The organism is Microbulbifer pacificus (genome assembly GCF_033723955.1).
Taxonomy (GTDB): domain Bacteria; phylum Pseudomonadota; class Gammaproteobacteria; order Pseudomonadales; family Cellvibrionaceae; genus Microbulbifer; species Microbulbifer pacificus.
The window spans coordinates 1,506,128-1,530,069 of sequence record NZ_CP137555.1 but is presented as its reverse complement, the minus strand read 5'-3'; the positions used below and the strand labels follow the sequence as shown (position 1 = coordinate 1,530,069).

The 23,942-nt window shown below is 60.5% G+C and carries 16 protein-coding genes; 13 read left to right on the top strand and 3 right to left on the bottom strand.

Features of this window, described 5'->3' with window-relative positions; translation table 11 throughout:
- Positions 1-70: 70 nt before the first annotated feature.
- From R5R33_RS06815 to R5R33_RS06775, 9 genes are all read left to right on the top strand, one after another.
- On the top strand, positions 71-958 hold the full coding sequence (locus R5R33_RS06815) for a hypothetical protein (RefSeq protein WP_318955271.1): 888 nt from the start codon (positions 71-73) through the stop codon (positions 956-958).
- A gap of 84 nt (positions 959-1,042) precedes the next feature.
- Positions 1,043-1,693, top strand: coding sequence for an MBL fold metallo-hydrolase (locus tag R5R33_RS06810; protein WP_318955270.1), 651 nt, complete (start codon positions 1,043-1,045; stop codon positions 1,691-1,693).
- Positions 1,694-1,753: 60 nt separating this feature from the next.
- Positions 1,754-2,335 (top strand): DUF2799 domain-containing protein, encoded by a 582-nt coding sequence (locus R5R33_RS06805; RefSeq protein WP_318955269.1) that lies wholly within the window; start codon positions 1,754-1,756, stop codon positions 2,333-2,335.
- Between the two features lie 40 nt (positions 2,336-2,375).
- Entirely contained in the window at positions 2,376-2,807 is a 432-nt protein-coding gene (locus tag R5R33_RS06800; protein WP_318955268.1) for a hotdog fold thioesterase, read from the top strand.
- 26 nt (positions 2,808-2,833) lie between these two features.
- Positions 2,834-3,538: a M48 family metallopeptidase gene (locus R5R33_RS06795; RefSeq protein ID WP_318955267.1), complete on the top strand. Its 705-nt coding sequence runs from the start codon at positions 2,834-2,836 to the stop codon at positions 3,536-3,538.
- 449 nt (positions 3,539-3,987) lie between these two features.
- Complete coding sequence (locus R5R33_RS06790; RefSeq protein ID WP_318955266.1) at positions 3,988-4,356, top strand: DUF2750 domain-containing protein; 369 nt, start codon at positions 3,988-3,990, stop codon at positions 4,354-4,356.
- Positions 4,357-4,455: 99 nt separating this feature from the next.
- Positions 4,456-4,854 (top strand): VOC family protein, encoded by a 399-nt coding sequence (locus R5R33_RS06785; RefSeq protein WP_318955265.1) that lies wholly within the window; start codon positions 4,456-4,458, stop codon positions 4,852-4,854.
- A 28-nt stretch (positions 4,855-4,882) separates the two neighbouring features.
- The gene (locus R5R33_RS06780; RefSeq protein WP_318955264.1) at positions 4,883-5,815 is read left to right on the top strand and encodes an SDR family oxidoreductase; all 933 of its coding nucleotides are present in this window, start codon (positions 4,883-4,885) and stop codon (positions 5,813-5,815) included.
- A gap of 114 nt (positions 5,816-5,929) precedes the next feature.
- Complete coding sequence (locus tag R5R33_RS06775; RefSeq protein WP_318955263.1) at positions 5,930-7,954, top strand: SLC13 family permease; 2,025 nt, start codon at positions 5,930-5,932, stop codon at positions 7,952-7,954.
- Here R5R33_RS06775 and R5R33_RS06770 read toward each other — a convergent pair.
- The gene (locus R5R33_RS06770) at positions 7,951-8,397 is read right to left on the bottom strand and encodes a CBS domain-containing protein (RefSeq protein ID WP_318955262.1); all 447 of its coding nucleotides are present in this window, start codon (positions 8,395-8,397) and stop codon (positions 7,951-7,953) included. The two genes, R5R33_RS06775 and R5R33_RS06770, sit on opposite strands and share 4 nt — an antisense overlap.
- Before the next feature lie 751 nt (positions 8,398-9,148).
- Between R5R33_RS06770 and R5R33_RS06765 the strand changes: the two genes are divergently transcribed.
- Positions 9,149-9,631, top strand: a complete 483-nt coding sequence (locus tag R5R33_RS06765) for a hypothetical protein (RefSeq protein ID WP_318955261.1) — start codon at positions 9,149-9,151, stop codon at positions 9,629-9,631.
- A gap of 237 nt (positions 9,632-9,868) precedes the next feature.
- Complete coding sequence (locus R5R33_RS06760; RefSeq protein ID WP_318955260.1) at positions 9,869-11,998, top strand: hypothetical protein; 2,130 nt, start codon at positions 9,869-9,871, stop codon at positions 11,996-11,998.
- Between the two features lie 54 nt (positions 11,999-12,052).
- Here R5R33_RS06760 and R5R33_RS06755 read toward each other — a convergent pair whose 3' ends face one another.
- Both R5R33_RS06755 and selD read right to left on the bottom strand, forming a co-directional pair.
- The gene (locus R5R33_RS06755; RefSeq protein WP_318955259.1) at positions 12,053-13,363 is read right to left on the bottom strand and encodes an NAD(P)/FAD-dependent oxidoreductase; all 1,311 of its coding nucleotides are present in this window, start codon (positions 13,361-13,363) and stop codon (positions 12,053-12,055) included.
- A 246-nt stretch (positions 13,364-13,609) separates the two neighbouring features.
- Positions 13,610-15,976 (bottom strand): selenide, water dikinase SelD, encoded by a 2,367-nt coding sequence (gene selD / locus R5R33_RS06750; protein WP_318955258.1) that lies wholly within the window; start codon positions 15,974-15,976, stop codon positions 13,610-13,612.
- Positions 15,977-16,324: 348 nt separating this feature from the next.
- Between selD and R5R33_RS06745 the strand changes: the two genes are divergently transcribed.
- Positions 16,325-21,808, top strand: a complete 5,484-nt coding sequence (locus tag R5R33_RS06745; RefSeq protein ID WP_318955257.1) for a DUF748 domain-containing protein — start codon at positions 16,325-16,327, stop codon at positions 21,806-21,808.
- A gap of 72 nt (positions 21,809-21,880) precedes the next feature.
- Entirely contained in the window at positions 21,881-23,821 is a 1,941-nt protein-coding gene (locus R5R33_RS06740) for an aconitate hydratase (protein WP_318955256.1), read from the top strand.
- Positions 23,822-23,942: the final 121 nt, after the last annotated feature.

Genomic DNA, 23,942 nt, shown 5'->3' with positions numbered 1-23,942 from the left:
CGCGGGCAAACCCCGGCGAGGTATTCGCATCCAATAAGAAAACCAAGAACAAATACTCGCGGGAGTGAACATGGCTGATCTGGTAATCCTTGCGGCACCGGGCATGGGTGCCGTGGACGAGGGCTTTGCCGAGCCGCTGTTTCAGGCGCTGAAAAACAGTCTCGGGGACGATTGGTCCCGTATCCACGCCGATACCATCCTTTGCCAGGGGCACCTGCAGCCCAATCTGGAGCGGGTGTTCGAGGCCATGCAAAAGCGTGACATGGACTACCTGCGCGCACGCAAGTTTATGCTCTACGGCCTCGCCGAGGGCTCGGCCCAGCTCTCCGATATCCACCACCGCGGCGGCAACTACGACAAGACCCAGCAGGCCATCTACCAGACCTTCGAGCGCGCTGCCAAAGCCACCAGTGACAACGCCCCGGTTATCCTGCTCAGCCATTCTATCGGCTGTTGCATTCTCTCCAATTACCTGTGGGATGCGCAGCGGGCCACCATCAACCACGGCATCTGGCGCGATGGCGGTCCCAAGGGCGTGCACAAAGGCTCCGCCAAAGACCTTTTCCTGCGCGGCAAGACCCTCGCCCACTGGTACACCCTGGGCGCCAGTAACCCCCTGTGGACCGCCGGCATGGCGCGCGACCAGATCCAGGCGGTAACCTCCGACACCCGCGGTTACAATTTCCGCTGGAAAAACTTCTACCACCCGGACGACCTCTTCGGTTGGCCGCTTAAACCCCTGAGCCCCTCCTACAACCAGGCCGTCTACCGCGACTTCGAGACCCGCCCTCTGGCGGAATGGAGCGCCGCCAGCTGGGGACCGCAACTGGTGTCCCATGACGGCTACTGGCAGAGCGAGCTGGTGCAGAAGAACCTGATTGAGGATGTGGCAGAGCTGCTGAAAAAATCCACCGCGCGCAGGCCGAGCCCGCTGCACCGTGCGACCGCCATAGCCTGAGTAATTTCAAAGCGCCAGAGCCACCTTAGCCGGAAAAGACGCCCGGGGGTTATAATCGCCCCCGAAGACTAAACAGGTATTCCCATGGCTCTGCAATTTCACTCGGTCCCCGTCACGCCTTTCCAGCAAAACTGCACCCTGCTGTGGTGCGACGACAGCAAGCGCGCGGCGGTGGTTGACCCGGGTGGCGACATCGACCGCATCCTCAAAGCAGTGGAAGAGCGCGGCCTCAAACTGGAGAAAATTCTCCTCACCCACGGCCACCTCGACCATGTCGGTGGCACCGCGCCCCTGTCCCGCCAACTCAACCTCCCGGTTGAAGGCCCCCACGAAGCAGATCAGTTCTGGATCGAAAAAATCGTCGTCCAGGCCCAGATGTATGGCTTCCCACCGGTGGAAACCTTCACCCCCGACCGCTGGCTCAAAGACGGCGACACCGTGACCGTCGGCGACGAGGTCCTGGAAGTGGTGCACTGCCCCGGGCACACCCCCGGCCATGTCATCTTCTTCCACCGCGCCAGCAACCTGGCGCTGGTGGGCGACGTGCTGTTCGCCGGTTCCATTGGCCGCACCGACTTCCCCATGAGCAACCACCAGGACCTGATCGACTCCATTACCAAAAAGCTCTGGCCTCTGGGGGATGCGGTAAAATTCATCCCCGGCCACGGCCCCATGTCCACCTTCGGCCAGGAGCGGCAGACCAACCCGTTTGTGGCGGACAAGCGCTTCGGCTGATTCAGCGCAGGTTCACTGGCAGAGTTGTGAAATAAAGCCGTAAAACCGGCGGACAAGAATATGAAAACCTGGAAACGGCTTGCTCTCCTCGCGCTTCCCGCAGTCGTCGCCCTGAGCGGCGGCTGTGCGGTAATTTCTGAAGATGAATGCCAGGCTGGCCTCTGGTACGAGCGCGGTATCGAAGACGGTGCCCGCGGTCGCAGTCAGGCCACGGTTTACCAGATCGCGCAGAAGTGCCACGAATACGGCGTACGCACCGATACCGAAGCGTGGCTGCGCGGGCATGAAGAGGGCGTCGAGCAATACTGCACGCCGGAAAATGGCTTTGTGGTCGGCCGCCGCGGCAGCAATTACGAGGGCGTCTGCACCGGCCCCACTGCGGACCTGTTTCTCGTCAATTACCAGAACGGCCTGGCGGTATACCAGGCCGAGCAACAGTACATTGCCCTGGAACGGCGCTACTACGAGGCGGAGCGTGAAGTGCACAGGGTAGAGAATGCACTGGAAGAGGCGGAAACGAAGGAAGAGGCAAAGTCTTTACGCAGCCAGCGCCGCAGCCTGCTGCGTGAGATGCGCCATCTGGAAGCTGAGATGATGCGCTTTGGCGGCTTTGGTGCTTTCAATCCGTTTCTGTTTTATTGATATTCACGGCAGTTAAACGTGGAATCAACGAGGTAATCCCATGGCGATCTGGCACGGCGCACCAACGGTAGAAGGTATCAATCAGAGCATGGGCGACTGCATGCCCAGCTATCTCGGAATGCAAGTCACCGAATTGGGCGATGACTTTATCGTCGGCACCATGCCGGTAGAAGACCGCACCCGTCAGCCCTTCGGCATCCTCCACGGCGGAGCCAGCGTGGCACTGGCGGAAACCCTGGGCTCCATGGCCGCCAATATGGTGGTGGATAACAGCAAGTTTTACTGCGTCGGTCAGGAGATCAATGCCAACCACCTGCGCCCGGTGGCGGATGGCCTGGTTACTGCGAAAGCTAGCGCAGTGCATATCGGTCGCAGCAGTCAGGTCTGGGAAATCCGTATGCACGACGCCAGCGGCAAGCTCAATTGTATTTCCCGCATCACCATGGCTGTGGTGCCGGTACCTTCCCTATAAATTTTCTTGATGATTCTGTTTCTATCGTGACCGGGGATCTGTTTACCTTCGAGGAAGTTTCCTACCGTTTATCCCGCTCCCCGCGCCGCAAACGCCTTGGGTTGGTGGTGACGGAGAAAGGTGCGGAGGTGCGGATTCCCCAGCGCTGCGCGGAGCGTCACGGTCATCAGTTCCTGCGCGACAACATCGTCTGGGTACGTGAGCAGTTGCGCGGGCTGGAGCATCGCCAGACACAGGTGCCGGAACATCATTTTGCATTTGGTGCGCGGTTTCCCTGGATGGGTACATCCCTGGAACTGGACCGTGCGGCCTGTGCGGCGGATGCGGGAATTCGCGATGGCTATATCCAGTTGTATTGCCGTGCGCGCGAACCGGATGAAGATCAGATTCAGTCGGCGTTGCAGAAGCTCTATCAGCGCGAAGCGCTGGATACCCTGAGCGAAAAATCCCGTCATTTTGCCGGCCTTCTGGGGCTGGAGTTTTCCTCGGTAAAAGTGCGGCGCACTCGCAGCAAGTGGGGGCACTGCACCATTCGCGGCGAGCTGCAGTACAACTGGCTGGTGTGCCTCGCCCCTGAGCCGGTGGTGGATTATCTGGTGATTCACGAGGTCTGCCATTTGCGTCACCACAACCACAGTCGGGCGTTTTGGGATCTGGTGGCGAGCCTCTGTCCCGACTACCGGACGTTACGACGGTGGTTGAAGGAAAACGGGCATCGGTTGCAGCTTTAGGGGTTTGTGGGAAGCGTTTTCTTAAGCCGGTTCGGTGGCGCCCAGGCAACGGGTGAGGGTTTTCAAAACCGCTGTGAATACGTCCCTGTACGCTGCGTCGCAAACATCCCTGTTTGCGACGCTTTTGAAAACCCTCCCCCGCCACCCGGGCTTCAATTGCGCCTCTTTACTTCGTAAGCATACGATCCTCAGTTAGTGGCCAAGTATCGCGACAGGTTGAATTTAAGCTGGAGTGCTGGGTATGCGTTTTTGGAAGCGTCGGCGACAGGGACGTCGCCGACGCAGCGTACAGGGATGTATTCACAGCGGTTCCAAAAACGCATACCCAGTGATCCAGCGCCACGTACTCCATCGACTGGGGACCACGAGGCCCACAACACTGCGCAAGAATCTACTTATCCCGCCCAATCTGACGTAAACTCCCAAAATCATTTTTAAGGCTAGCCGGTATGGACTTGGAACCACTTGGAGACGATTTTGAGGAAAACTGCGACCGCTTTCTGCCGGAGGCGGTAGATCAGGGGTGCGTTTGGGCGCTGGAAGGGGAAGAGGGGTTCGCGCTGTGTGAATCCGAGACCCGCCCCGGCAGCGACGTAATGCCTTTCTGGTCCCAGCGGGAATTCGCCGAAGCGCATATCGCCGACGACTGGGCCGATTACCAGGTTGTCGCTATCGACCTCGAAGAGTTCATGGACGACTGGCTTACCGGCATGCACGATGACGTACTGCTCGTCGGCATCAACTGGAACGACGAACTGGAAGGGGAAGAAATCGAACCCCTCGACCTGCTCGAACAGCTGGAACAGGAACTCGAATAACGCCAGCGGGTTGAGTAAAAACAAACAAAAACAACGCGGCGACAACGATCTCGGAATGCACCGCTACACCGGAAATAAATCTCCAAAGGAAGGTCTGAGGTGAGTCAGTTTTCAGGGGTACAGAGCGTCATCTACGGCGTCGGTAATCTGGAGGAAGCCAAAGCGTGGTATACCACCCTGCTGGAAGTAGAGCCCTACTTTGACGCCGAATGCTACGTAGGTTTCAATGTCGGAGGTTTCGAACTGGGGTTGAACCCGGATGCCCGCAATGTGACCAGTCGTGCAGATGGCGTCGTTGCCTACTGGGGAGTTGCGGATATCGCGGCCCAGGTCGAGCGTATGAACGGCCTGGGGGCGCGGCAACACGGTGAAATTGTCGACGTGGGGGAGGGCATACTCATGGCCAGTTTCCTCGACCCCTTCGGCAACGTCTTCGGGTTGATCCAGAATCCCCACTTCAAACTGACATCGACCCCGACCATGGCCCCGTCCGAATAAGACCGAGCGCAGTTTTGGAGCAGTAAACGTGAGCAAGCCCCCCGCCAAGCGGTTCCGCCCCTCCGATCAGAGCTTCGCCGCTGAAAGCCTGGCGCAGATCGGTCGCGGTTACGTGGTTCCGGACCGGGTGGCGCTGATCACCGGCTGCTCCAGCGGCATCGGTCGCGAACTGGCGCTGGCACTGCACGCCCGCGGCACCATCGTCATCGCTACCGCCCGCCGTGCAGAGAGCCTGCAGGAACTCGCGGATGTGGGCATTGCCACCGAGGCCCTGGATGTCAACAACCAGGCCGACATCAACCGCGTGGTACATGCCATCAAGACCGCCTACGGACGCCTGGATATCCTCGTCAACAATGCCGGCTACGGCCAGATGGGCCCGCTGCTTGAGCTGGACACCCGCGTACTGGAAGCCCAGTTCCGCACCAACGTATTTGCGCCCATGGCCCTGGCCCGGGCCTGTGCGCCACTGCTGAAATCCCGTCGCCGTGGCGTTATCTGTAATATCGGCTCCGTTTCCGGGGTGATGCCCACTCCGTTCTCCGGCGCCTACTGCGCCTCCAAATCCGCCCTGCATACCCTGTCCGATGTGCTGCGCCTGGAGCTGAAGCCGTTCGGTATCCGCGTGGTAACTGTGCAGCCAGGTGCTATCGCCTCCGAGTTCGGTCGCCACGCCGAATCCTCCCTGCGTGGAATTCTGGCGCCGGACTCCTGGTACAAGCGCAGTGAGGACCATGTGCGCGCCCGCGCGCTGGAATCGCAACAAAACGCCACCCTGGCGCGTGACCTGGCGCGTGACCTGGCCGCCGAACTGCTGCGCAAACGCCCCGCGCCCCTGCTCAGAATTGGCAACAAGAGCAGCCTGTTGCCTTGGATGGCCCGCTGGTTGCCCCGCTGGCTGCGGGACCGCTTGCTGGCAAAGCGCTTTGGTCTGAAGCGGCTGCAATTCTCCAATCAATAGCGGAAACGATATCCCACTCCGAGTGCCATCCGCTGCACAGCCACAAATCCACTATGTTTGTGGTTAGCCCACTGATTCTCTTCGGGCAAAACAGCCTCGGATTCCCGCCCTTCTATGACTTTCGACCAGATCGTTATTCTCGCCATTATTGCCATCACCATTGTGCTGTTTATCTGGGGCCCTTGGCGCCACGATATGGTGGCACTGGCCTCACTGCTGGCCTGTGTGTTTACCGGGTTGATTGAACCCGAAAATGCCTTCACCGGCTTTGGCCACCCGGCGGTGGTGACCGTGGCCTGCGTGCTGGTTTTGAGCCGCGGATTGCAGAGCACCGGGGCCATGGACGTACTGGCGCAGAAGGTGGTTCCGAAAAAAAGTGGCGTCACGCTGGCTATCGGCACACTCACTGCCCTCGGCGCCGGCATGTCCGGCTTTATGAACAATGTCGGTGCCATGGCACTGCTGATGCCGGTGGCGACAGATCTCGCAGACCGCTACCAGCTGCCGCCGGGGCGCGTGTTGATGCCGCTGTCTTTCGGCACCATTCTCGGCGGTATGACCACGCTGATCGGCACCCCTCCCAACCTCATTGTCTCCGGTTTCCGCGCCAGTGCCGGCGCCGGCAGTTTCGGTATGTTCGACTTCACACCGGTGGGGCTGGTGGTGGCGCTGGTGGGGGTGTTGTTCGTGGCGCTGATCGGCTGGCGGCTGGTGCCGGCGCGCACACAGGTGGGGGCGAATACCTTCGAGACCGGCACCTATCTCACCGAGGCGTTGGTGGGGGAAAAGAGCGCGGCCATCGGCAAGTCGCTGGCAGAGCTGGTGAAAATGATCGGCGACGAGGATGCGCAGGTGATTGGCCTGGTGCACAACAACGCGCGGGTATCCACCGCCATGCCGGGCCTGCGGGTGCGCGCCGGGGATCTGCTGGTGATCGAATCCGAACCGGAATCCCTGTCCGCGGTACTCTCCAGTCTGGGGCTGACGCTGGCGGCGGATCCGGCCAACGATGACAAGGAGAAAAGGGACAAAGAGAAGAGTAACAAGGAAGAGAAGGCTGGCGGCACAGAGCAGGGTGAAGAAAAATCCCCGGCGGAGATGCAAGCCCCGGCCGCCTCTCTAAGTAAGAATATCGACCTGAGTTCAGTGGAAGTTCCCCCAGAGCTTGGGGACCCCGGCGAGGCCGCGCAGAATGCGGAGGAAACCGCGGATAAACGGCGAGATGGTGAGCGACGCGCGGAGGAGCGAAAGGAGGCGGAAGAGAAGCGTGGCCGCGATCGCGCCGAGGTAGTAATGCGGGAACTGGTGGTGCTGCCCGACTCCTATCTGGTCGGGCGCACCGCGCAAAACCTGCGCCTCGCCGGCCGCTATGAGATCAACCTGCTGGCGCTGTCCCGCCAGGGTCGCCGCTCGGTCAAACGCCTGCGCTCGACCCCCCTGATGGGCGGCGATGCACTGTTGATGATGGGCACCGAAGACAGTCTGCGCAATTTTGCCAACGAGCAGCGCTGTGTACCGCTGGCGCAGCGGGATATCACCATTCCCAACAAGGAAAAGGCCTACGTGGCGCTGATCGCCATGGCGCTGGCGGTGGCGGGCGCGGCATTCGGTCTGTTACCGGCGGCGATCTCCTTTGCCACCTGTGTGCTGGCGTATATGGCGCTGAAAGTGGTGCCGCTGCGGCATGTGTATGAATCCGTGGACGGTTCGGTGATTGTGCTGCTGGGGGCGCTTATTTCGGTGGCGCAGGTGATGGAATCCAGCGGGGCGGCAGATGTGGTGGCGAAGTCGATGCTGGATACGGTGGCGCAGGGACGCCCGGTGGTGGCGCTGGTGCTGATTCTGGTGGTGACAATGACACTGTCGGATTTTATGAACAATGCGGCGACGGCCGCGGTAATGTGCGCGATTGCCCTCAGTGCGGCGGACCAGCTGAATGTGAATCCCGACAGTTTCCTGATGGCGGTGGCCATCGGGTCGTCCTGCGCCTTCCTGACGCCGGTCGGGCACCAGAACAACACGCTGATTTTGGGGCCCGGCGGATTCAAGTTTGGCGATTACTGGCCGATGGGGCTGCCGATGGAACTGCTGGTTATCGCGGTATCCGTGCCCATGTTGCTGTGGGTCTGGCCGCTTTAGGCCACATCGTCGTCCGGTGTTGCGGCCAAATCTGCCAGGTACTTGCCGCAGAAACGCAGAGCGTCGGTTATCGTGACGATCCCCGCAAGATCGCCATCTTTCATCACCAGTACCGAACCTATCCCTGTGTCCGCCATGGCCAGCAGGATCTTGTCCAAAGGGTCGTGAATGTCGGCGATGTAGGGGCGGCGGGCGCAGACATCGCGCACGTAGAGTTGTTGTTCCTCGAGACGGTGGCCGGGTGACTGGACCCGCTCGATATCTCCGCGGGAGATGACGGTCTCAAGGTCGCCGTCACGGGTGACCGGCAGGTGGTGGACGCGGTGTTCTTCCATCAGGGCTTCGGCGGCCTCGATGGGAGCATCGATGTCGATATGGTAGGGAAATGGCGTCATTAGTGCCGCCAGTGTGGGCATACGGTGGATATCCCGTACTTTGGCCATAAGCCTGGGTACTCCTTGGCAGATTGCGACTCGAATTTGGGCGCCGGGGCAGTGTCCGGTTGCAGTAAAACGCCCAACAAGAATAGAACGGGGATGGAATAATACCCGCTAAATAAAAAATTATTCGCCCTGTTGGCTATTTAGAAGCAAATCAGTATTATGCGCAGCGCCTGGCCAGAGGTCCCATTTTTGGGGGTTCTTTTATCCACCGGTTTTGGGTTTAATATCCCGGCCCGGGTTGAATAGCCGGCAACTGGTATTATCTATAGCCATATCCTTGGATCTTCATTTAATTGAACTATCGTTCTTATTCCGTTTAGGGACGAAAGTTTGGTTATTGGCCAGGGCTTGCGATGCAAGGCGCGGTATATTGGCAACTCCAGATGCACTATTGCTTATTCGCGGGGTTAAATCCCAGCCAGCACGCCTGATTAATTTGTATTTCTTTACAAAGAAAGCAGTTGACGCGCCGATATTCCGGGAAGTGGGCAGTATTACTTAATATTTGCCGCAAGTTGTATAACACGTTTTGAATCTGGCACTGAATATGGTGTTTGCGTCTATCTTTATATCGGCGCAATGCGATATTTCGGGCTCATATGTGATTGTTTGATTCAGGACGGCGAATTCAAAACCGCGCCGCCTTTGTGGCGGGAGTTTTATCGGGATGATCATCGCTAAACCGCTGATTCATCGTTAAAAACGCACTATCAAAAACAGAAATTTTTATATATATCGAGGCTCAATATATATGTTCCAAGACTACGACCAGATCGAGCAGCAAATCGCCGAGCACCAGGCCCGAATCGAAGAGCTTCAGGAGCAGATGGCGAAGGCAGAGCGCAAGAAGCAGGGTGTGATCGCTTTCGACAAGGCGCTGGTCAATCTGGCGGCGGAATTCGAAATGGACGAGGAAGAACTGTACTCCGCGCGCGGTGAGCAGATCGTTGAATGGCTGGTTGGTCAGTTGAGCAATGATGACGCGCCGGACTACATCCGTACCCTCAAGGCCCGTGTGGCCCGCACCTTGAAGCGTGACGCAGAGGCGCCCCGTCGCAGCGCCGGTCGCAAGGCCTCCGCTGCCGCCAAGCCCGCAGAACCCAAGCTGGAAACCGGTCACTACCGCAACCCCTATACCAATGCCACCATTGAGAAGAAAAAGCGCAACCCCAAGCAACTGAACCAGTGGGTTGCCGAGCACGGCCTGGAAAAGGTGCAGAGCTGGAAGATCTAATCCCACCAGCACGCTGAACGATGAAAAAGCCCCCGGTAGTCCCAGCTACCGGGGGCTTTTTTGTTTTGCGACGCCGGTTTCGGGGACAATGTCGCTCGATTTGCGCCAATCGGAATATTCCTGCGCTAGCGGGCAAACGGGATCGGGGCCTTTCAGCAATACTTTTTGAAGCCGTTAATTTGTATTCGCGTGTGTGCAGCCGCGGATAGGATGTTGAAGTGCGACAAGGAGTACCCCGTGCCAGTGAGGCTAGCATTACCGGGTGTCGACCGCTTTCCCCCTGGGTACCAGTCCGTGCGCTCGGTACTCAATCTGGTTTTGTCCCTGTGTTTGTACCTTTTGCTGTGCCTGGCCCTCGTTGGATGTGGCTCCGGCAGCAAGTCCGACAGCGACCGTGCCCTCGGCAGCCGCAGCAGCTCGAGCAGCTCAGGAGGGGGTAGCAGTTCCAGTTCCAGCAGTGGCGGCACCGTAGGCAGCGGGCCGGAATTGACCGGTAAATTTTCCGGCGACATTCAGGGCCTATATTACGAGACGCCGAGTTTTTCCGGGTTCACCGACGTCGACGGTACCTATCGCTATCGCGATGGCGAGGAGGTGCGCTTTTCCCTGGGCGGTATCTGGTTCGGAACCGCGCTCGGTGCACCGGACCTCAGTCTGTTTGACCTGGCGGGCAGCGCGCCTCTGACTGAGGAGGTGGATCTGCGGGTGGCACTGGAAGATCACCAGCGGGTGGATGCACTGGATCTCGTCTCCAACATGATGCTGCTGTTGCTCACCCTCGACCGCGACCAGGACCCAACAAACGGTATCGACCTCACCGACTGGGACGGGGACCTGGCGGATTACCGTGTGGACTTCGCCTACGACCTCTACGCCTTTCCCTATCGCCGCGGCGTGGATGCCCTGCCCGCAATCAAGAGCGCGTTCGACATCAAGTACCAGGTGCCACTCGATGCACCGCTGCTGTACCTCTACGATGCACTCGGCATTGTGGTACCGGTGCGGGTGCCGATCCGCGAAACCCGGGATTTCGCCGATGACGGCACCATCGACCAGGAGGTGCGCTGGGACTACAACAGCCTTGGCCTGCCGCGGGAAATCCGTCTCACGATAGTTCCGGAAAGCAGTGACTACTGGCGTGAACGGCTGACCCTGGAGTACGACAGTCTCGGGCGCCGCGATTTCATGCTGCGGGAAACCGACACCAATCAAGATGGTTTCGTGGAATTCTTTTACCGCTCCGAGTTCTTCTACAGCGAGCGCGGCTTTCTGTATGAAATCCTCGAAGAGGACGGTCAGCTGGAGGTAAGCGATCGCCGGCGCTACCGCTTTGAATACGACAGCGGTGGCAACAATACGCTGTTTGTATTTGAGCAGGACAACAGTGTGACCACGGGTGTTGTTGGCGTTGTCGATGGCATTCTCGACACCATCTTCCGCGTGCGCAGCCTGTACGACGACCGCGGCTTGCTGGTGTTGCGCGAGGAGGAGACGGACTTCAGCGCCGACGGTCGTATTGAGCGCCTTCAGCGTTTCGAGTTCGGCTACAACAGCGCGGGGCTGCTGGTGCAGCAGGTGGATACCCTGGATAACGGCCAGACCATCGACGTGGATGGCGTGGTGGATGAACGCAGTGACGTCGATTATCGCTACAGTGCCGCCGCGCGCCTGCTGAAAGAAATACAGCGCATCGATGACAACGGCGATGGGCTGGTGGATCGGGAAAATACCTATGACTTTGTCTATCTGAGCAGCGGCCTGTTGCGTGAGCAGACGTGGTCGTTCGATACGGATGCTGACGGCCGCGCGGAGTCCCGGCGTATTTTCACTTATCGCTACAACAGCAATGCACTGCTGATCCAGGTGAAAATGGAAGTGGATAATGACGCCGACGGCAATATCGAAGCCAGCGAAGTGATCGACTACCGCTACAACAGCCGCGATCAGTTGCGGGAAACCGTCGTCGCCACCTTCAACGACGCCGGCGACCGCCAGAGCCTGCTGACGTTCACCCGAGTCTACGGCTCACGTGGCGAATTACAGGACTGGTACCGGGTAGGGGAGGGTTTCACCGGCACCACCAATACGCTGCTGCACCTGCGCTGGCAGTACCTGCAGATCGACGACGGCCTGCGCTACCTGATCGATCACTACAGTTATCGCCAGCCGGCGTATACGGAAATCGGTATCAGCGATGTGTACCTGCCGTGTATCAACTACCGCTTCGCGGAAGCCGGCACCCTGTGCGCGGTGAGCTGGCCGCTGGAGTGGAAATTCCACTGGGCCGAAGTGTGGAAGGCGCCGGGGGTCAATCTCGGCGGGCCTGTGGTGATCAGGCCCGGAGATGTGTTGCCGGCCGCGTATTGAAACTCGCGTTTCCGCACGGGGCAGGCCATAGCTTTAGCGCAATAAAAATACGCGTCAGTGCATTTTCAGGCGCGGTTTGACGAAGCGGTTGGCCTGGCCGATAAGGTACAGCAGCATCGCCTTTGGCCAGCCGTGCAGCGCCGCAAGGTGCATGCGGTACAGCGAGCGGTAGGCGAGACCGGCCAGGCGCCCCTCGATGGTGAGGCTGCCTTTGACCAGCCCGCCCATCAGGCTGCCCACCGCATCGAACTTGGACAGCGACACCAGTGAGCCGTGGTCCTTGTAGGTAAAGGGCTGCAGCGGTGCCTCGGGTTTTTCCACCAGATTGATCAGGTTGTCGCGCGCGGTCTTTGCCATCTGCTGTGCTGCCTGGGCTCGCGGCGGCACCTTGTGCTCCCGTGCGTCGATACAGCCGGCGCAATCACCCAGTGCGAAAATATTCGGGTCGCTTTTGCTGCGCAGGGTCGTTTCCACCTCGATCTGGTTCTGGCGATTCAGCGCCAGTCCGTCCAGTTGCTGGAGAAAATCCGGCGCCTTCACGCCCGCCGCCCACACGCGGATATCCGCCGGAATCTCCTCGCCGTCTTTGGTGACAAAGCCATTGGCGTTTGCCTCCGCCACCTGGGTGCCGGTGAGTACCCGCACACCCAGATTGGTGAGTTCCTTGGCGGAACTGTTGCCGAGGCGCGGCGGCAGCGCCGGCAGCAGGTGCGGGCCGGCTTCGATCAGCGTCACCTTGAGGTCGCCGTTCTTGATGCGCCCGTAGTGGCCCATCTCGTGCACGGCGTCCACCAGTTCCGCCGCCAGTTCCACCCCGGTGGCACCGCCGCCGACGATGGCGATTGCCACGGTGTCGCGCACGCGGTTTTCCAGTTGCAGGAAGCGGTCGAGTAATTTGTTGTGGAATTTCTGCGCCTGTTCCGCGCTGTCGAGAAACTGGCAGTTGTCGCGCACCCCGGGGGTGTTGAAGTCGTTGCTCTGGCTGCCGAGGGCGATTACCAGATAGTCGTATTCGAGTTCGCGCGCGGGCACCAGCGGCTTGCCGTCTTCACCGCACACCTCTGCAAGTTCGATGGTTCTCTCAGTGCGGTTGAGCCCCTGCAGGCTGCCCAGCTCAAAGTGGAAACCGTTGGCGCGCGCGTGTACCTGGTAATTGAGTGCATCGAGGCTGGAGTCGAGGGCGCCGGTGGCCACCTGATGCAACAGCGGTTTCCAGATATGGGTACGGTTCTTGTCGATCAGGGTGACTTCTGCGGCGGGGGATTTGTTGCGGCGGCCAAAGCGATTGAACGCGAAGTGACGACCGAGACTGGTGGCGAGCTGCAGCCCGCCGGCGCCGCCACCGACGATGACGATTTTTTTCATGACAGAGTTTCCTGTAGAGCTAAAAAATTCTGTGCTCTTCTCGTCTGCCGCTACTGCGGTGCGCTCTCTGTGATGACCTTACGGTTCTTCTTTGCGTGTTTTGGCTTGTGCTTGCCGGCGGCCTTCGGCTGGGCCGCTGTTGTCAGCGGCAGATATTACCGGGGCGGAGCTAATTCGCAATCAAAGAATGGTTACAGCGGAAATGATCTCCGCGGCAGCGGCTGGTGTGCTGAGTACGCGGGAAACTCAGGAAATCATTTCCGTGTAGCGCTGGGCCATTTTTTTCCAGTCGCCGCTGCGCGCCAGATAGACAGGTTGCGGTGGGCTGGCCAGCGGGTCGCGGCCCGCCGGCAGTTCATCCACAAAACCGATCACGGCGGCATGGCGACAGCCGGCCGCGTGCAGTGAGGCGATGCAGTTGTCCGCGTGCGCCGCCGGTACCGAGGCGAGCAGACCGCCGCAGGTCTGTGGGTCCACCAGCAGCGGCAGGTGCGGTTCCGTCTGCCAGGCGGCGGGGTTCTGCAGGGCGCTGTAGACGCGTGCATTGTGCCGGTGCAGGCTGGAAAGCAGGCCGCGTTCGGCACAGTAAGTGGCGCCGGGGAGCAGCGGTAGTGCGTCGGCAAACAGGCTGGCACCGAGTTTCGGTTCGTACTGCCGGTTGGATCTGGGCGGCGCTGCCGGATGGTTGCCGTCGCGCCACTGCAGCATTTCCAGCAGGTGGCCGAGCAGGCCGAAGCCGGTGATGTCGGTGAGCGCGCTGGCGTTGTTGTGCGCGAATATTTCCGCGGCGCCGGCGTTGCTCTGCAGCATTACTTCCAGTGCCTGTTGCAGCCAGCGGCCGCGGGCCCGGCCCTGGCTCTCGGCGGCAAACAGGGTGCCAATACCCAGCGGCTTGGTCAGGATCAGGCAGTCCCCGGCGCGCATATCCGATTTGTTCAGCAATTGCTGGGGATCTGCAATACCGTTTACCGTCAGTCCCAGTTGCAGCTCCGTACCCTCGGCGGTGTGGCCGCCACTCAGCGCGCAGTTGTGCTGGTTCAGTTCGCGCAACGCGCCGTCCAGCAACTGCTGCAAATCGCGCGCGGCGAGTTCCGATGCCGACAGTGGCAGGGTCACCAGCGCCTGTGCAGTGACTGGTTGTGCGTGCATGGCAAACAGATCGGAAAGCGCGTGCAGCGCGGCCAGGCGCCCGAACAACCAGGGGTCCGCCACCGGGGCGCGCAGCTGGTCCGAACTCTGCACCAGCAGTTTGCCCGCGGGTAGCTTGATCACTGCGGCGCCGTCGCCGTTGCCGTGCATCAGCAGGGCGGACTGCTCATTGGGCAGGCCTTCCCGCGGATGGTGCAGGATATCCGCGCCCAGCTTGGCACCGCAGCCAGTGCTGCGCACCTCGGCGACACTGTGGCTGTTGCGCTGGGTGAGTCCGTGAGGTGCGGGGCGCAACCACGTGTGCAGAGCATTGCGACGTTGTTGCGCTGGCTCGCTCGGCAGTGCCCGAAAGCGCGCGATAAATTTTCTGTCGCAATGGTCCTTCCAGTGCCACAGGGCGCTCGCGGCGGCGGCGAAGCCGCTGTGGTTCGCCACGGCGCGCTGGCCACCGCAGGAGAGCAGGCTGAGCAATTCCCGGCGCGGGCGGTAGCGAGTAAGTGGTTGCTCAAGCAGGCTGGCGCGCAAGTTGCGATACAGCGTATGGCCCTGAGCCAGCGCGTGCGTCGCCGATTTCGGAATGGGGGTGCTAACCAGGCTGGCGACGTCGCCGGCGGCGAAGATAAAGGGGTGATTGGTGCGCAGGTATTCATCCACCTGTACAAAACCATTCTGGTCCAGCGACAGCCCGGATTCGGCAAGCCACGGCGGGGCTGCGGCCTCGGTGCACAGCATCACCTTGTCCATGGGCAGGAACTGTCCCTCGTCGCCGTGCACACCGCGATGGGTGATTTCCGTTACCCGCCAGTTGCGGTGTACCTGTACCTTGAGCCGGCTCAATTCCCGCGCTACCAGTCGCCGCGCCAGCAGTGGATATTCCTGGGGCAGTTTGTTTGCGGCGCTAATCAAGTGGATCTCTACACGGCCGCTATAAACCGGTTCCTCCAGTGCCCAGGACATGGCCATGGCGAGCTCGCAACCGCCGACACCGCCGCCGACCACTCCCAGGCGCACGGGCTGGTGCACGGTCTGAATCTGCTGTTTCAGCTGCTGCCAGTGGTGGTGGAAATGGCCGACGGGTTTGACCGGAATGGCGAGCTCGGAGCCGGTAATGACCCGGCTCGGGGTAGCGCCCACGTCGAGGGATAGCAGGTCGAATTCCAGATCCGGTCTTCCCAGCAGGGAGACGCGGTTGTTCTCGGGATCTATCTGATGGGCGCAGGCCTGGATAAAGCGGGCACCGGCGGCGCGACACAGCCGCGGCAGGTCGATATGGATATCGCTAAAACTGTAGTGACCCGCCACCATACCCGGCAGCATCCCCGAATAGGCGCCCAGTACCTGCGGTGACACCAGGGTAAGGCGCACGCCCGGTAGCGGATTCTGCGCCCATTTCTGCAACACCATGGCGTGGCTGTGGCCGCCGCCGACCAACACTATGTCCTGGTAGTGTGGATGCTCCTGCATGGTCTGATCACCTGAATAATTCGCCGTATCCGGACTGCCTGACTACTGTGACCGTATTGCCGCTGCAACGATCCCGCACGGGCGTTGCGAACGGAACTGTACCAAGTTGATTGAGGTGTAAACAGTGTAACGGTGTGCAGCGTTTTAGCACGGGTCGGATGCCCGCTTTTGAGGCATGTGGCGTCTCAAATAATAGTTCAAAGCGGAACAAGCACTGGAAGCGCCATAAAAATAGTGCGATGAAAATTGGGGCGACAACTTGCCAATGGCGGCTGGTCTTTAATGTAGGAGGCGCGCGAGCGATAAAAATATGCTGTGCGCGCGAAATATCCAGTGCGCCGAGCTTAGATGTCCAAACTCCAGGAAACGGAATCCGCCGAATACAGAGGAGCCCGCCGCCTGCTGTGGCTGCTGGTGTTCTTTTTGCTGTTACTTGGCGCGTTGAACATTTTTGTATCCGCTGTGCTGCCGGGTGCGCTGCAGCGCTGGTTGCACGAGCGCGGTCTGGAAGCGCAGATTGAATACCTGAATGTTTCCCTGCCGAGCCTGCGCGCGCATCTTCGCAATGTGCGCGTGCGCAATAAATTCGAGCGCGGCTTTCAAGTGGGCGAGGCCACCCTCGGCCTCAGCTGGTGGCAACTGCTGCGCGGAAAAATTCACGTCAAACTGGTGGATCTTGACGACGTCTACATAGATCTGGAGTCCGAGCCGGGTGAGCGCGGACGGATTTGGGAGATCGGCGGCTGGCACCTTGGGGAGGGGGAGAAGAAACCGAAGAACTGGCGGGTGGATCTGACGTCCGCGCGGGTGCGCAGTGGCGTGGTCTGCTACCAGCACAAACCCCAGTGGGATACCCCCACCTGCGTGCGCCTGGGGCAGGTGGAACTGGACGATTTCTTTGTTAGCGGATTCCGCGAGGCACAGGAACCGCTGCGGTTTGCGATCGGTGCCGACGATTTCACCCTCGACAATCTGCTGGCGTGGGACGAACAACCGCAAACGCGTTCGCCTTCGTCACCGGGGGCACTGGCCCAGGAACCCGGTGACGGGGGGGATATGCGGCGCTCTCCCGGAGAAAATCTCACAGTGGCGCTGGTGCGACTCAAGACCGGCGCAATTCGGTTTGAGCGCCCGGGTAACCAGCTCACCGTGGCGGAAGCCTCTGTGCGCAAATTTGCCGGCTGCCCGCCGGAGCGCTGGGCGGAGGCGGTGCCGGGGCTGCAGCGCATCACTGGTCACTGCGCCAGCGCGCGGCGTCTGCAGGTGCGTGGGCCGGCGAGTTTTTCCTTTGGCAAGCAGTCGGAAATTGCCTGGTACCGGGTCAACGGCCAGGACGTGCGCCTGCGTTACCGCAACCGTCGTCAGCCCAATTGGCATGCACAGACCCTCGCGATCAACGATTTCGACTTCCTGCGCGACGAGAAATCCCTCACCTGGCAGAGTGCCGGTGCCAGCGGCTTTTCCTGGTGCCCGAATCGCCTGCGCAGCGGACAGCATCACTACTGCCTGAGTGCCGGCAGCCTGCGCCTGCCCCAACCCACGCAAATCGCGTGGCACGATGGTCTGCAGGCGGAGCTGGCGGAAGTAAGCCTGGATCAGGGCACGGTGCTGGATATGGAGGCGTCGCGCCCAGCCCCCAATCCCCTCAACACCAGCGGCCTGCGCCTGGGGGCGCTGCGCTACCAAAATAGCAATCGGCGTCTCGAGCTCGAACAGTTATCACTGGAGGGCGCGGCGGGCTGCGTGCCCGGGCAGTTGTGGGGGCGCAAGGACCACTGTGTGTCCGTTGCCGGACTGAAACTGCCGGAAAATTTCGCGCTGCAGTTTCCACGTAAACTCGCCGCGGACAATGGTCCGGTCCAGTCCTGGCGGCTGGAAAGCGGGCCGCTTGAGTTGGCGAAGTTCCAGATGCGCGAGAGCGGTGGCGGCAAAAAGGCGGCGGCCGCTGACAGTTCCAGTGACCCGTCCACCCTGCTGCTTTCCCGGTTCAACTGGGCGCGTGCGGAGATCGCGCCCGACGAACGGCATTACCTGCTGGAGGATGTTGCGCTGGGGCGACTGGGTGGCTGTGTACCCGACGGCTGGCTGCCTCAGCGCTTGTCTCCGCTGTGCGCACGCCTGTGGCAATTGCAGGGGCGCGGCAATTTCATCCTCGATCTGCAGGAATCCCCCTACCTGGTACTGGGCGAGCTGCGGCTGGCGACGCTGCTGCTGTCGGATCAGTTAAGTGCAGACCCGGCACAGCAGACTGGCCTTGCGCTGAACGAGCTGTACACCGGCAACGGCTTCTTCCGTATGCGCCGCCAGGCGCTGCAAGCGGGCGAGTATTTCGCCAGCGGCGACGCCCACTGGTGGGGCGAGGCCGAAAGCGCAGCAGCCGGCGCGGCGGCGGAGGAGGATTCCGATGGCGCGGAAAAGGGCCTGTTGCCGGAGGAGTTGAAGGCCACGCGCGCGGCGGCGGAAGCGGCCGCCCGCACCGCCATCGGCAGGTCCATTGTGAGGCGGGAAACCGAGCTGGAACTGGCATCGCTGTCGCTCACCAGCCTGGATGGCTGCCTGCCCACATCCTGGCAGGTACTGCTCGTATCCGGTAACAAGCGGCGCCCGGAATGCTTTGCCGTACACCAGCTGCGCCAGCAGCAACCTCTGCAGCTGCGGGTTGCAGACAGCAGAGATCAGGGGAATACCAGCGGGGGTGGCTTGCGCCTGGGTTTTTCTGCCGCGGAACTCACCCTGGAGCGCGCCGATATCACCAGTGCCGACGATGAATCGCTGCTAGCGGTGACGCAGCTAAAACTGCCGCAGGCGGATATCCGCCTGCAGTCACAGCCGGCGCGCGCGCGGCTGCAGCTGCCCGGCGCCGAACTGGACAAGGCCGACTTCTGTCTGAACCCCGCGCGCTGTGTGGATGTAACGACACTGCGCACCGGTGGGCGCTTTGCCCTGGATTACGCGCCCGATCATTTCAATGCGGATCTCAACGACCTGGTGCTGGCACATTTTTCGTTGAGCGGTGACGAAAATCTGCTGTCCGCAGAAATCGACCAGCTTGCGGGCAAGTCACTGCAGGTCAACCTGCCGCGTCGGCCTGGCGCCAGCGCCGACTGGAAGCTGCAGCAGCTGCAGGCAGATAAAGTGGAGGTTTGCTGGCCCAGTAGTGGGAAGCAAGGGGGCGAGCAACTAGCACGCGGCAACTCCGGGCGCAGGCTGCCGCGCTGTGCGCGCGGCGAGGGGCTGCAGTCCGAAGGTTCGGGAGTTGCACTGGCGCAACTGGCGCTGTACCGGTCACTGGCGGATCCGCCACAGCTGACGCTGGGGCGCTTGCACGTGGAAAAACTGGGGGTGGCGCAGCGTGGCGGCCCCGCAGGCAACCCGGTGCAGCTGAACCTGCACAACTTAAGCCTGGAGACGGCGCATGGCTGTGGCCTTGACGACTGGCTTGCGGCGAGTGAAAAGGACCGTGCCACCTGGCGCGGTTGCCTGTCATCCGGACCGTTGCACCTGGGTGGCGACAACCTGGTGCGCCTCGGGAGTGGGCGGGGAAATGAGGACCGCATCCAGCTCGGCCCACTGCAGGCGGCAGATCTCCAGCTCGTGCCAGCCCAGCGCGAAACACCGAAGCTGCAATTGTCGCAGCTGGCCTGGCAATCTCTGAGCTGGGCCGGCGGCGCGCGCATACAGGTGGAAAATCTGGCGGCGCAGGGGGTTTCCGGCTGCCTGCCTCCGGTGCTGGGGAGTACCAATAGCGATACCGGCGACCAGCCCATGTGTATCTCCATTGGCCGGCTGCAGCTGGCGGGCTCGCCGTCCCTGGAAAAGGGGGAAGTACTGCGCCTCGATGGCGCAGTGACGGTGGAGGACTTTGCGCTGCGCCAGGACAACCGCCTGCGCCTCGGCTTTACCCGGCTCGGCCTCAATGGGCTGGCGTTGTCCGCCAACGCGTTGGAACTTCAGCGGGGAGAATTGTCCGGGATCAGCGGTTGTCTCAGCCCATTCAAACTTGGGGAAAAGTCCCTCGCTCCCTGTTACGAGGTGGACCGCGTCTCCATTGGTAGCGAACACAAGATAATGCTGGCGGAAGGGCGCAGCGGCAGTACCCAGCGCCACTTCCGTAATTTCCGCGTGGAGGGGCTGCGTATGACCCAGGCGGATTTTCCCGCGGGGCTGCCATCGCCGTTGCTGGAAATTGACACCGTGGAAGCGGCCGAACTGGGATTTGGCGCCCGTGAACTGGTGAGCGAAAACCTGTTGCTGAAAAACATTCGCAGCTGTGTTCCCCGCGGCTATATCGACGACGTCGATTTCTGCTTCGATCTGCAGGAACTGCTTGCCACCGGTCATTTCGATGTTGCCGCTCGCCGGCTGGAGCTTGCGCAGGTACGACTGGATCAGCTGAGGGTGCGGGATACGGACGGCGATCGCCTGCTGGAAACGGAATACGCCGATGCCCGCGCATTGACCATCGCAAAAGACGTGTTCCGTCTGCTCTATCTGGAAATAGCCGACAGCAAACTGTTTCACCGCGACGAGCGCGCGCAGGACTATGTCAATCATCCGTGGAATACCGAAATTGAATTGCTGCGGTTGGATCAGTTTGAATATTTTCCCGCAGAGAAAATTCTCAACATTGACACCATCGACCTGATCAAGCCCCACAGCATGCTGGCCCGCGGACCCGAGGGAGACCTGGGAGCCTGGCAGCGTTTTCGCAGTGAAACTCCTGCACTGAAGCGCTATCACTTTCAGCGCGAGGACATAGCGCAAAGAGCCAACCGTTTCCGCTACCGGGTGCGTCAGTTAGTGGTGGATCAGGGACGCTTTCTATGGCTCGACAACACTTACGACTACCAGGCCATGCTTCCGGTGCACCGTGTGAATATGCTGTGGCGCGGTCTCAGCAACTACAACGAAGACCCGCCAGCGTTGATGCTTCTGAGTGCGCGCCCCGGCGGTTTCAGTGAGATGCACCTGTCCGGGCAGGTCAACCTGCTGGAAAACAACCACTGGGACGCGTCTTTGCTGGGCTATGTGGAGGGCGCCAACCTGATCCCCGCGACCCCTTATATGGCCGCGCTGCTCGGCTACAAAATTCTGCAGGGACAGCTGAATGCCGTAGTGGACATGAAGGTGGAGGACAACCAGGTCGATGCACTTGCCCAGATGGAACTCCAGAAAATCAAGGTGCGGCGGGTGCGCGATTCCGACCACCTGAAAGTGAAACGGAGCATCATCCCGCTTGGCCTGGCGCTGGCATTGCTGAAAGATGGCAATGGCGACGTACGCTTCAAAATGCCGGTCACCGGTGACCTCTACGATCCAAAATTCAGTTTCAGTTTTATCTTCAGCGACCTTTTGCAACGCGCGATCCTAGAGGCGCTGTTTGCGTATTTCACCCCGGTGGGTGTTTACAGCCTCGCCAAGCTCGCGTGGGCGCGTTTTCGCGCACCGAGTTTTTCGGAGCTGGAGTTTGCCCCGGGCAGTGATGAGCTGAGTGCTTCCGCCACCGCGAGCCTGAACAGCATGATCGAGGAAATGCGTGACAATCCCAAGGCGCGTCCTGGAATCTGTGCCGTGGCGACGGTGCCAGATCTGGAAAATATGTTCCCGTATGAAGTGAGCGCGCTACGTACCAGCCGCGAACAGCGCGAGGCATTTTATCGCGACCCACCGCGGGGGCTGCGCGAAGAACTGCTGGAACTTTCCAGTCGCCGCAGTCGCCAGGTGCAGAAATTTTTCATCGACGCCGGCCTCGACCAGAAAGATTTTATCCAGTGTGCCCCGGACTATGTTGGTAGCGACTTCGGCGCGCCACGGGTGGAGTTCTCAAATTGAGGATGAATGCACCGGGGGCAGATAAAACCGGGGAACAGGGAAAGACACACAACCAATACGGAGTTACCGGTCATGGCAAAAAATCTGACACAGCAACTAATCGAGCGGCATCTGCTCAGTGGTCGTATGCAGGCTGGCGAAGCGATACAGCTCAAAATCGACCAGACCCTGTGCCAGGACGCCACCGGTACCATGGTGATGCTGGAATTCGAGGCTCTGGGTGTGGCGCAGGTCAACGCCGAGCTGTCGGCACAGTATGTGGATCACAACCTGATACAGGCGGATTTCAAGAATGCCGACGACCACCTGTTTTTGCAGAGTGCCGCGCGCAAATGGGGATTGTGGTTTTCCCGCCCGGGCAACGGGATCAGTCATGCGGTGCATATGGCCTGTTTCGGTGTACCCGGCAAAACCCTGCTGGGTTCCGACAGCCACACCTGCGCCGGCGGTTCATTGGGGATGCTGGCGATGGGTGCCGGCGGTCTGCAGGTAGCCCTGGCCATGGCGGGGATGCCTTACTCTCTCACCATGCCGGAAGTGGTCGGCGTTGAGGTCACCGGCAAACTGCCGCCCTGGGTGAGTGCCAAGGACGTGATCCTGGAGATGCTGCGGCGCTACGACGTGAAGGGTGGCGTCAACAAAATCTTCGAATATTACGGGCCCGGGCTCGAAAATCTCACCGCCATGGATCGCCACGTTATCGCCAATATGGGCCAGGAAATGGGCGCTACCGCGAGTGTGTTTCCGGCGGACCACAATGTGCGAGCCTTCCTGTGCCAGCAGGGGCGAGCAGATGACTTCACGGAACTGCAGGCGGAAGAGGGCGCGACGTACGACCACCACGACAGCCTGGACCTTTCGCGCATCGAGCCACTGATCGCCTGTCCGTCCAGTCCCGGCAAGGTGGTGACGGTGCGCGAAGTGGCGGGCCGGCCGATCTATCAGAGTTATATTGGCTCGTCTGCCAACCCCGGGCTGCGGGATTTCGTGGTGCCGGCACGAATGGTTGATGGCCGCAGGGTTCCCGAGCAGGTATCACTGGATATCAATCCCAGCACCCGCCAGTTGCTGGAGGAAATCAGTCGCAGCGGTGACCTGAACCGGCTGCTGCAGGCGGGGGCGCGCCTGCATCAGACCGGCTGCAACGGTTGTATCGGCATGGGGCAGGCGCCGGCCAGCGGTCGCATCAGCCTGCGCACGGTGCCGCGCAATTTCCCCGGTCGCTCCGGTACCAAAGAGGACAAGGTCTACCTGTGCAGTCCCGAGACGGCCACCGCCGGTGCACTTACCGGAAAGATCACCGATCCCCGGGATATGGACATGGACTATCCCGTATTTTCCGAACCGGAAAAACTGCCGGACATGCGCCCGCTGCTACAGCCGCCGCGAGATCTTTCCCAGGAAATTCCGGTTGCTATTGAACTGATCAAGGGACCCAATATCCAGCCGCTGCCGGAGTTTGAACCGCTGCCGGATAAGATATCCGGACCGATTTTGCTGAAAACCGGGAACAATGTATCCACCGATGAAATCCTTCCCGCCGGCACCGATATCTTGCCCCTGCGCTCCAACATACCCGCCATCAGCCATTACACCTTTTCGCGTATCGACGACACCTTCTACAAGCGGGCGAAGCAGCTGGATGGCGACAGCTTCGTGATCGGTGGGGAAAATTACGGCCAGGGCTCCAGCCGTGAACACGCTGCCATCGCCCCGCGCTATCTCGGTGTGCGCGCGGTGATTGCGGTTTCCATGGCGCGCATCCATCGACGCAACCTGATCAACTTTGGCATTGTGCCGTTGCTGTTCCAGAAGGCAGAAGATCTGGCACGCCTTAACCAGGGCGACTCGCTTGCGGTGGAAAATTTCCCCGGCCAACTGCAACAGGGAAGAGAGATAGACGTGCGGCTCGCCGACGGCAAAACCCTGCAAGTGACTCATGACATGAGTGAGGAGGAAGTGGCGACTGTGCTTGCAGGTGGATTGATCAATCAGGTCAGAAAACAGATTTGAGCGGAATAAGCTGGTACGCCTGCACCACTTGCGCCTTCCTTGCCATGTGACTTTTCCCATCGCGAATGGGATTCCCGCCTGAGCGCCCTGTTGGCGTATTTTATAACGTGACCCCGTTGGT

Excerpts from the sequence above, each read along its gene's own strand:
- R5R33_RS06755 (WP_318955259.1), bottom strand. The coding sequence starts at position 13,363 with ATGAAAAAAATCGTCATCGTCGGTGGCGGCGCCGGCGGGCTGCAGCTC.
- R5R33_RS06810 (WP_318955270.1), top strand. The coding sequence starts at position 1,043 with ATGGCTCTGCAATTTCACTCGGTCCCCGTCACGCCTTTCCAGCAAAAC.
- R5R33_RS06790 (WP_318955266.1), top strand. The coding sequence starts at position 3,988 with ATGGACTTGGAACCACTTGGAGACGATTTTGAGGAAAACTGCGACCGC.
- R5R33_RS06745 (WP_318955257.1), top strand. The coding sequence starts at position 16,325 with ATGTCCAAACTCCAGGAAACGGAATCCGCCGAATACAGAGGAGCCCGC.
- R5R33_RS06800 (WP_318955268.1), top strand. The coding sequence starts at position 2,376 with ATGGCGATCTGGCACGGCGCACCAACGGTAGAAGGTATCAATCAGAGC.
- selD (WP_318955258.1), bottom strand. The coding sequence starts at position 15,976 with ATGCAGGAGCATCCACACTACCAGGACATAGTGTTGGTCGGCGGCGGC.
- R5R33_RS06765 (WP_318955261.1), top strand. The coding sequence starts at position 9,149 with ATGTTCCAAGACTACGACCAGATCGAGCAGCAAATCGCCGAGCACCAG.
- R5R33_RS06770 (WP_318955262.1), bottom strand. The coding sequence starts at position 8,397 with ATGGCCAAAGTACGGGATATCCACCGTATGCCCACACTGGCGGCACTA.
- R5R33_RS06805 (WP_318955269.1), top strand. The coding sequence starts at position 1,754 with ATGAAAACCTGGAAACGGCTTGCTCTCCTCGCGCTTCCCGCAGTCGTC.
- R5R33_RS06815 (WP_318955271.1), top strand. The coding sequence starts at position 71 with ATGGCTGATCTGGTAATCCTTGCGGCACCGGGCATGGGTGCCGTGGAC.
- R5R33_RS06775 (WP_318955263.1), top strand. The coding sequence starts at position 5,930 with ATGACTTTCGACCAGATCGTTATTCTCGCCATTATTGCCATCACCATT.
- R5R33_RS06740 (WP_318955256.1), top strand. The coding sequence starts at position 21,881 with ATGGCAAAAAATCTGACACAGCAACTAATCGAGCGGCATCTGCTCAGT.